The organism is Candidatus Eisenbacteria bacterium (genome assembly GCA_016867495.1).
Classification (GTDB): Bacteria; Eisenbacteria; RBG-16-71-46; order CAIMUX01; family VGJL01; genus VGJL01.
In genome coordinates, this window is the sequence record VGJL01000146.1 from 1 (window position 1) to 6,352 (window position 6,352).

6 protein-coding genes are annotated in these 6,352 nt (G+C 67.7%); 3 read left to right on the forward strand and 3 right to left on the reverse strand.

The window, feature by feature from the left end:
* From FJY88_10835 to FJY88_10845, 3 genes are all read right to left on the reverse strand, one after another.
* The coding region (locus FJY88_10835) for a hypothetical protein (GenBank protein ID MBM3287828.1) at positions 1-1,027 on the reverse strand (1,027 nt) is incomplete at its 3' end.
* Positions 1,028-1,681 carry a carbonic anhydrase gene (locus tag FJY88_10840; protein ID MBM3287829.1) on the reverse strand — a complete coding sequence of 218 codons (654 nt, stop codon included), beginning with the start codon at positions 1,679-1,681 and terminating at the stop codon, positions 1,028-1,030.
* Positions 1,682-1,718: 37 nt separating this feature from the next.
* Positions 1,719-1,928: a molybdenum-binding protein gene (locus FJY88_10845; GenBank protein ID MBM3287830.1), complete on the reverse strand. Its 210-nt coding sequence runs from the start codon at positions 1,926-1,928 to the stop codon at positions 1,719-1,721.
* A 202-nt stretch (positions 1,929-2,130) separates the two neighbouring features.
* On the opposite strand from FJY88_10845, the gene FJY88_10850 reads away from it, so the two are divergent.
* From FJY88_10850 to FJY88_10860, 3 genes are all read left to right on the forward strand, one after another.
* The gene (locus FJY88_10850) at positions 2,131-4,086 is read left to right on the forward strand and encodes a hypothetical protein (protein MBM3287831.1); all 1,956 of its coding nucleotides are present in this window, start codon (positions 2,131-2,133) and stop codon (positions 4,084-4,086) included.
* Positions 4,087-4,294: 208 nt separating this feature from the next.
* The gene (locus FJY88_10855; GenBank protein ID MBM3287832.1) at positions 4,295-5,812 is read left to right on the forward strand and encodes a TldD/PmbA family protein; all 1,518 of its coding nucleotides are present in this window, start codon (positions 4,295-4,297) and stop codon (positions 5,810-5,812) included.
* Between the two features lie 9 nt (positions 5,813-5,821).
* Positions 5,822-6,352: hypothetical protein (locus FJY88_10860; GenBank protein MBM3287833.1), on the forward strand; the 531-nt coding region annotated here is incomplete at its 3' end.

The window sequence follows — 6,352 nt, forward strand, 5'->3', positions numbered from 1 at the left end:
GGAGAAAGAGCTGGCGGGGATGCGGGCGGCCCCCCGAGTAGATGTAGTCATAGCAGGTCGAGCCCGCGGCGATGTAGAGGAGCGCGATTCCCGCTAGCGATGCGAGGATGAGCCCGGCCGCGGCGCGCGGCGCGATCGCTCTCTCCAGAGCGGGCCGGGAGCGGGAGATGTCGCGGCCGATCCAGAAGATCGCCGCCGGGACCAGGGCGAGGTACTGCATGTGGAGGAAGCAGGCGACGAGAAGCCACAGGAGCGTGATCGATCTCCTTTGGGGGCGATCGGGATCGAGGAGCGAGCGGACGAGGCCCATGAGGAAAAGACAGGCGAACAGGCGCGGCACCGTGTAGTTCTCGATGTGCCCGAAGAAGAGCTGGTTGCCGCCGTCGATCAACCCCACCCAGAGGATCGCCGCGCGCTTCCAGGGATCCAGCGAGGGGAGCCCGGCCGCCAGGCGGGCGTGGGCGAGGACGAAAACCCCACCGCAGAGAGCCGAGATCAGCATGTAGGTCCTCTCGTAGGAGAGGCCTGTCCAGAGCGAGACGACGTCGTGGAGGACGAAGACGGCCGCTCCGCGCGTCTGCACGCCGAGGCTGAGCATCTTCCTCAGGTGAACCCCGAAGCTCTCGGCCGTGTGGTCATCGAGGATGTACCGGCTGTCGCCGTACATTCGGGTCGCGATGGGGAAGGCCACGAAGATGGCGAGCCCGGCGAGGGAGAGAAGCACGGGAGTGAGAATCCGGTTCTTCTCGAGCCTTCTCCCGATCGCCGCGGCTGCGCGCTCGATGAGGCGCCCGCCTCCGGGCGCCCAGATGAGGGCCAGGAGGAGAAGAAGGGCGATTCTCCAGAGCAGACCCGCCCTCCGCAGATGATCGAAGCCCCAAGACCAGTCGGCCTCGATGAACGCGCCGAGGAGAAGAGGGGCGCAGATCGCGACAAGCACGATTGCGAACCTAGCGGGGCGTAGGGGACCGGCAGGGTCGATCTTGCGCGCGGCTCCCGCTCGCGGCTCCGGCGGGGTCGGGACCATTTAGCAGCTCGCGCCGCGTGAGTCGGGGCGCTCGAGGGCGGCGTCGACCCCGGCCACCTCCTCGGCGCGCGACACGGTTACGCCGAGATCCTTGATGAGGCCGGATCGGATATCGTAGACCCACCCGTGAACGGCAACCGCTTGCCCCTGCGCCCATGCCTCCCTCAGGAAGGGGGTCCTCGCGATATTGAGGACCTGCTCGATGACATTGATCTCGGAGAGTCGATCGCAAAGCGCGCCCATGTCGTCAGCCGGCGGGAGGGCCGCGCGATGCTTCTCGCGGAGATCTCGAACCGGGCCCAGCCACGCGTCGATCGATCCCGTCGCGCGTCCATCGACGGCGGCCCGGATCCCGCCGCAGCCGTTGTGGCCGCAGACGATGACGTGCTCCACGCGCAAGACCGCGACCGCGTACTGGAGGGCGGACATGCAGTTCGTGTCGGAGGGGAGCGCCAGGTTCGCGATGTTTCGATGAACGAAGATCTGCCCCGGCGGCAAGTCGACGACCTTGCCGGAGGGAACCCGGCTGTCGGAGCACCCGATCCACATGTAGCGCGGAGCCTGCCCGCGGGAGAGCCTCTCGAAGAACTCGGGATCGTCCTCCGAGGTCCGTCGCGCCCATGCCTGATTCCGGCCGAGCAGGTTGCGCGGCATTCGCGACCTCCTTCCGCTGGGTCCCGGCTGGACTCGGTCAGTCCTTCACGGGAAGCACGTGGATCGCCTTGATGATGAGCTCGACCTCGTCCCCGACCTTGAGGGCGAGGTGGTCCACGGACTCCGACGTGAGGACCGAGGCCATCTCGACGGGGCCCGTGACCTTGAACTTCACCAGCGCCATCACATCGCCGGCCTTGACCGACGTCACCCGAGCCTGAACCCGATTCTGCGCTCCGTATTTCATCTTCTTTCCCCCTCCTTCGCGGTCCCTGCGCCTGCGCGCCGGGAACGCGGGATCTTCCGCCGGCGGTTCGCTCGCAACGCATGATAAGAGGGAGACGCCCTGCGCGCGAAGGGGTTTTCCGGCATACCCCACGGTCCGAACCGGCACTGGCCGATTCAGTCTGACGGCCTCGGCGCCGATATCTTATCTCGAGGGGGATCGAATGACTCACGTCCCGTCCGCCGGGAAGTACAGGCCTATCGGGCAGCTTCTTGTGGATCTCGGGTACCTGGGCACCGAGGACCTCAAGCGGGTGCTCAAGGCGCAAAAGGACGAGCCGGAGGGCAATAAAAGGTCCGTCGGCGCCCTCTGCGTCGAGATGGGGTATCTCTCCAAGGAGAGGCTCGACTTCATCCTCGAGAGATGGGGGAAGCGGCTCAAGCTCGGCGAGCTTCTCGTCAATCGCGGCAGGATCGCTCCCAGGGATCTCGACTGGGCTCTGGCCGAGCAGAAGAAGGCGGGGGGGAAGCTCGGGGAAGTCCTCGTCAACATGGGGTTGATCGACGAGACCGCGCTCGCGGAGGTCCTCGCCGAGCAGTTCGACCTACCCAGCGTATCCCTGGTCGGGATGCGGCCGCGACCGGAGTTGGGGCGCTTCATCAATCCCCTCTATGCGTCGCGATACGGCGTGGTGCCGATCGGCCGAGTCGGATCCCTCCTGATGGTCGCGACGAGCGACCCGGCGAGGCGGGAGGTCAAGGCCGAGCTGGAGCAGTCGACCGGTCTCCGTATCGAGATGGTCGTGGCTCCGATGAGCGAGGTCGCAGCCTTCGCGCGAAGTCTCTACGAGTTCGGGAATGCCGATCCGCGGGCCGCTTCCGCCTCCTCCGCTGGCGGCGAGGAGAAGCCGACTGTCCCAGGCATGCCGCCTCCCTCCGTGGAGTCTCCCGAAGAATTGTCCGATCGCCTTGGGAGGATTCTGACCGACGCCATAACCCAAGGGGCCGGCGAGCTTCACATCCGGCACGACGGGGCGATCGGTCAGACGCGGCTTCGTGTCGGGAGCCTCCTGAGGGACTGGACTCCGCTCGGCGGATCGCCCGTCGCGGCGAGAGCGCTGATGCGGACCCTCAAGGAGATGGCGGGTCTGGATGTCGCGGAGGCGCGGGGAACGCAAGAGGGGGTCCTCGTGGCCCGGGGGGCGGGCGGAGGCCCGTCCGACCGCGTCGCGCTGCGCATGACCCTGACCTCGGGTCCTGAGGGGGAGACTGCGGCGCTTCACTTCCTGGACGAGAGCCGCGCCGTGCCCCCCCTCGATCAGATCGGCCTGCGCGACACGGTCTGCGCCGAGCTCGAGTCCGTTCTGGAGCATGCGGGCGGCGTCATCCTGATCGCCGGCCCGAAGGGGAGCGGGAAGCGGACCACGCTGCGGGCGCTCCTGGGAAGGCTGGTCGCCAGGGGGAAGGTCGTCGACACGATCGAGGACCCGATCCTCTATCCGATCGAGGGCGTCTTCCAGGCGCAGGTCGACGCTCGCCGCGGTTGCACCTACATGCATCACCTGGAGAGGATTCTCGCCCTCAACCCGGACGCGGTCTTGATCGACAGGATCGGAGAGGGAGCGCTGGCCGAACTCGCCTTCACCGGGGCGGCCGGACATCCCTTGATCGCGTGCACGATCCAGGCGTCGGGCGGCGCCGCGGCCGCGGCGCGAGTGCTCCAGCTCGGGGTCGATCCGGCCCTGGTGGCGTCGTCTCTGCGGGCCGTCCTTTCGCAACGCCTCCTCAGGCGCAACTGCCCACACTGTCTCGTGACGTACCGACCGGAGGCATCCGTGATCGACGATTGGTTCACGAGCCCTCCCGTGGGGCAGGTGTGGTGGCGGGGCAGGGGCTGCGAGCGATGCCAGGGAACGGGATTCCTGCATCGCATCCGCGTGGCCGAGTTCTGGCGCCCGAGTGATGATGAGCGTCGGTGGATCGCCCAGCGCGTGGAGGAGCCGATCCTGCAGCAGAGGATCCTCGAGAGGATCGGATGCCACGGCCAAGACGCCCTGGCGCACGCATGCGAGGGGCGAACGACTCTGGAGGAAGCGATGAGGATCGTGCCGTACGAAGAGATCGCCTTCACCAGATCGCGTGGCCCGTCGCGCCCGATGCGCGTTTCCGCCGCGCTCTAGGCCGATTCGATCGCAGTCGAGGCACGTGCGAACGCTTCGTGCGCGCCCGGCTTGCCCGCTTCGCCGGCTGAGTGACAGGGCGCCGGCCGCGCGGGCACCCTCGCGGCGCTGCGGGCCTGGGCCTTCGTAGTCCCTCCTCCCTTCCTCGCGCCAACGCCGTCTGGTACGCTTCGCGCGTGTTCGGGGTGTCCGCCGGACGGGAGGAAGCATGATCTCTTGCGAGCAGCCTCTGAGACGGAGATCGTTCCTGAAGGTCGTTGGGGGGGCGGCCGGCCTGACGCTGATCAGCCCGCTGGATCGCCTGATCGGGGTGGCGGAAGCGATGGAAGCCCCGCTCTTCCCTGTCGACGGTCGCGTCGCGTCCAGGGTCCTTCTCGAAGCGCGATCCATGGGGGCCGGTTTCTCCGATCTCTATCTGGAGAAGAGGACGGTCACCAGCATGACCCTCTCGGACGGGAAGGTCGAATCGGTGGAGCAGGGGATCTTCGCCGGGGTCGGGGTCCGGGCGGTGCACGGAGATCGCACCGGGTACGCCTTCGCCGATTCGTTCGAGGAGGGGCCGCTCGTCGATGCCGCCCGCAACGCGGCGGCCATAGCCGCCAGCGCCAGCGCGGGCCTCGCCCCTATCATATTCCGAGCCGAGACGCCGACGCGGGTCGTGCGCTATCTCCGGCCGTTCGATGAGATCGGCCAGGATTCGAGGCTGGCGTGGCTCACGAGGGCTGATGCGGCGGCGAGGGGATTCGATCCCTCCATCCAGCAGGTCACGGTCACCTACACCGATGAGATGCTCCACTTCGCCGTCGTGAACTCGGAGGGGCTCTGGGTGGAGGATCATCTCCCGCTGCTCTACATGCGGGTCAACGTCAACGCCGCCAAGGATGGCCGGCGGGGGACGGGACAAGAGAGAGTCAGCCAGCGTCTCGGCGCGGAGCAGATGGACGATGACGCAGCAGGCAAGGCCGCCATCGAGGCGGCGCGGATGGCGGTCGCCATGTGCGATGCCCGGGAGGCTCCCGCTGGGGAGATGCCTGTCATCCTCGCCGCCGGCGGGGGCGTTCTCTTTCACGAAGCCGTGGGGCATGGTCTCGAGGGGGACACCGCGCGGCGCGGCAGCTCGTTCTACTCGGGGAAGGTCGGGCAGGTCGTGGCGTCGGAGCGCGTCTCGATCGTCGAGTATGCCGCCATGCCGGATCTCCGAGGGTCCTACAATGTCGACGACGAGGGAACAGTCCCCATCGAGTCGACGCTGATCGCGAGGGGCGTCCTGCGGGGCTTCATTACGGACAGGATCAGCGCGCAGGCGCTCGACACGGTGCGCACCGGCAACGGACGGAGACAATCGTATCGATTCCCGCCGCTGGTCCGCATGAGCAACACCTACCTGCCCAACGGGATCGATCCCGTCGATGAGATGATCAAGGAGACCAAGAGCGGCCTCTACGCCAAGAGCCTGGGCGGAGGCGAGGTCGATATTGCGACGGGGAACTTCACTTTCGGCGTGCTGGAAGGGTACCTGATCGAGGACGGGCGGATCGGATCGCCCGTGAGGGGCGCGACGCTAGTGGGCAGCGGTCCCGAGATCATGAAGCGGATCGACCGAGTGGGGCCGGACATCAAGTTCTGGCCGGGGACGTGCGGGAAAGGGCAGTGGGTGCCCGTGAGTTCGGGCGCCCCGACCCTCCGGATCTCCTCCATGACGGTCGGCGGGTCGGCGGAAAGCTAGGGGGAAGAGATGGACGAGAGGTTTCTTCTTGATACCGCCCTGTCGATCCTGACGTCGAACGGCGCCGAGGGGGATGTCTTCCTCGAGAGCCGGCGCAATCTGCAGTTCCAGATCCGAGAAGGGGAAGTGCGGGATCTCTCTCGCGCGGACGTGCGGGGGATGGGAGTCCGCGCGATGCGCGAGGGCCGCCTCGGCTTCGTCCACACCAGCGCCCTTGATCCCGATGGCGTCCGGCGGGCCGCGGAGCGCGCTCTCGAGCTCTCGCGCTCCGCGAATCCGCGCGAGGATCTGCACCTTCCGGATCCGGCGGGCCCGGGCGACGGGCGTGACGAGGGGGAGGGGCTCGGCCTCCACGACCCGACGATCGGGACGCGATCGATCCGGGAGAAGCAGGAGTGGGCGCGGGCGGCCGAGGCGGTCGCGCGCGGCTACGACGCCCGGATCACGCGCACCGAGGGGGCCAGCTACTCCGAAACCCTCACCTCCGCCTGGATCTCGAACACCAAGGGGCTGCACCGCCATCTCAGGAAGAGCTATCTG